Origin of the sequence: Mammaliicoccus sp. F-M27 (assembly GCF_022387115.1) — a bacterium.
GTDB lineage: Bacteria > Bacillota > Bacilli > Staphylococcales > Staphylococcaceae > Mammaliicoccus > Mammaliicoccus vitulinus.
Window position 1 is genome coordinate 1 of record NZ_JAJNIE010000030.1, and the last position, 3,122, is coordinate 3,122.

The 3,122-nt window shown below is 49.4% G+C and carries 2 rRNA genes; both read left to right on the forward strand.

Annotated features, from left to right (window positions below):
* Positions 1 to 8: 8 nt before the first annotated feature.
* Positions 9 to 2,935 (forward strand): 23S ribosomal RNA (locus LQ598_RS13595).
* An 88-nt stretch (positions 2,936 to 3,023) separates the two neighbouring features.
* Positions 3,024 to 3,122 (forward strand): 5S ribosomal RNA (gene rrf, locus LQ598_RS13600); the annotation flags it as partial.

The window sequence follows — 3,122 nt, forward strand, 5'->3', positions numbered from 1 at the left end:
AAATATTAGATTAAGTTATTAAGGGCGCACGGTGGATGCCTTGGCACTAGAAGCCGAAGAAGGACGTTACTAACGACGATATGCTTTGGGGAGCTGTAAGTACGCTTTGATCCAGAGATTTCCGAATGGGGAAACCCAGCATGAGTTATGTCATGTTATCCACATATGAATACATAGTATGTGAGAAGGCACACCCGGAGAACTGAAACATCTTAGTACCCGGAGGAAGAGAAAGAAAACTCGATTCCCTGAGTAGCGGCGAGCGAAACGGGAATAGCCCAAACCAACAGGCTTGCCTGTTGGGGTTGTAGGACACTCAACACGGAGTTACAAAGGAAATAATTAGACGAATGGCTTTGGAAAAGCCAACCATAGAAGGTAAAAGTCCTGTAGTCGAAAGTTATTTCTCTCCTGAGTGGATCCTGAGTACGGCGGAACACGTGAAATTCCGTCGGAATCTGGGAGGACCATCTCCCAAGGCTAAATACTCTCTAGTGACCGATAGTGAACCAGTACCGTGAGGGAAAGGTGAAAAGCACCCCGGAAGGGGAGTGAAATAGAACCTGAAACCGTGTGCTTACAAATAGTCAGAGCCCGTTAATGGGTGATGGCGTGCCTTTTGTAGAATGAACCGGCGAGTTACGATTTGATGCAAGGTTAAGCAGTAAATGTGGAGCCGTAGCGAAAGCGAGTCTGAATAGGGCGAATGAGTATCTGGTCGTAGACCCGAAACCAAGTGATCTACCCATGTCCAGGTTGAAGTTCAGGTAACACTGAATGGAGGACCGAACCGACTTACGTTGAAAAGTGAGCGGATGAGGTGTGGGTAGCGGAGAAATTCCAATCGAACTTGGAGATAGCTGGTTCTCTCCGAAATAGCTTTAGGGCTAGCCTCAAGTGGTGATTATTGGAGGTAGAGCACTGTTTGGACGAGGGGCCCCTCTAGGGTTACCGAATTCAGACAAACTCCGAATGCCAAATAATTCAACTTGGGAGTTAGACTATGGGTGATAAGGTCCATAGTCGAAAGGGAAACAGCCCAGACCACCAGCTAAGGTCCCAAAATATATGTTAAGTGGAAAAGGATGTGGCGTTGCCCAGACAACTAGGATGTTGGCTCAGAAGCAGCCATCATTTAAAGAGTGCGTAATAGCTCACTAGTCGAGTGACACTGCGCCGAAAATGTACCGGGGCTAAACATATTACCGAAGCTGTGGATTATCCGTAAGGATAGTGGTAGGAGAGCGTTCTAAACGTGTCGAAGCATGATCGTAAGGACATGTGGAATGTTTAGAAGTGAGAATGCCGGTGTGAGTAGCGAAAGATGGGTGAGAATCCCATCCACCGATTGACTAAGGTTTCCAGAGGAAGGCTCGTCCGCTCTGGGTTAGTCGGGACCTAAGCCGAGGCCGATAGGCGTAGGCGATGGATAACAGGTAGATATTCCTGTACCACCTATGATTGTTTGAACGATGGGGGGACGCAGTAGGATAGGCGAAGCGTGCTGTTGGAGTGCACGTCCAAGCAACAAGACTGAGTGTTAGGCAAATCCGGCACTCGTAAGGTTGAGTTGTGATGGGGAGCTGGATCATGTATCCGGCGAGTCGTTGATTTCACACTGCCAAGAAAAGCCTCTAGTTAGAAAATAGGTGCCCGTACCGCAAACCGACACAGGTAGTCAAGATGAGAATTCTAAGGTGAGCGAGCGAACTCTCGTTAAGGAACTCGGCAAAATGACCCCGTAACTTCGGGAGAAGGGGTGCTTTTTAGGGTGCAAGCCTTGAAGAGCCGCAGTGAATAGGCCCAAGCGACTGTTTATCAAAAACACAGGTCTCTGCTAAACCGTAAGGTGATGTATAGGGGCTGACGCCTGCCCGGTGCTGGAAGGTTAAGAGGAGTGGTTAGCTTCTGCGAAGCTACGAATCGAAGCCCCAGTAAACGGCGGCCGTAACTATAACGGTCCTAAGGTAGCGAAATTCCTTGTCGGGTAAGTTCCGACCCGCACGAAAGGCGTAACGATTTGGGCACTGTCTCAACGAGAGACTCGGTGAAATCATAGTACCTGTGAAGATGCAGGTTACCCGCGACAGGACGGAAAGACCCCGTGGAGCTTTACTGTAGCCTGATATTGAAATTTGGCACAGCTTGTACAGGATAGGTAGGAGCCTTAGAAGCGTGAGCGCTAGCTTACGTGGAGGCGCTTGTGGGATACTACCCTGGCTGTGTTGACTTTCTAACCCGCACCATTTGATCATGGTGGGAGACAGTGTCAGGCGGGCAGTTTGACTGGGGCGGTCGCCTCCTAAAGAGTAACGGAGGCGCTCAAAGGTTCCCTCAGAATGGTTGGAAATCATTCGCAGAGTGTAAAGGCACAAGGGAGCTTGACTGCGAGACTTACAAGTCGAGCAGGGTCGAAAGACGGACTTAGTGATCCGGTGGTTCCGCATGGAAGGGCCATCGCTCAACGGATAAAAGCTACCCCGGGGATAACAGGCTTATCTCCCCCAAGAGTTCACATCGACGGGGAGGTTTGGCACCTCGATGTCGGCTCATCGCATCCTGGGGCTGTAGTCGGTCCCAAGGGTTGGGCTGTTCGCCCATTAAAGCGGTACGCGAGCTGGGTTCAGAACGTCGTGAGACAGTTCGGTCCCTATCCGTCGTGGGCGTAGGAAATTTGAGAGGAGCTGTCCTTAGTACGAGAGGACCGGGATGGACATACCTCTGGTGTACCAGTTGTCGCGCCAGCGGCATAGCTGGGTAGCTATGTATGGACGGGATAAGTGCTGAAAGCATCTAAGCATGAAGCCCCCCTCAAGATGAGATTTCCCAACTTCGGTTATAAGATCCCTCAAAGATGATGAGGTTAATAGGTTCGGGGTGTAAGCGCAGTAATGTGTGTAGCTGACGAATACTAATCGATCGAAGACTTAATCAAAATTTTTAAATCGGTTTTTTAGCCGTAAAATCTGCTTACTATCTAGTTTTGAATGTGCAATACATTCTAATATAGTTTTTACTATTTGTCTGGTGACGATAGCAAAGAGGTCACACCTGTTCCCATGCCGAACACAGAAGTTAAGCTCTTTAGCGCCGATGGTAGTTGGGCTTACGTTCCGCGAGAG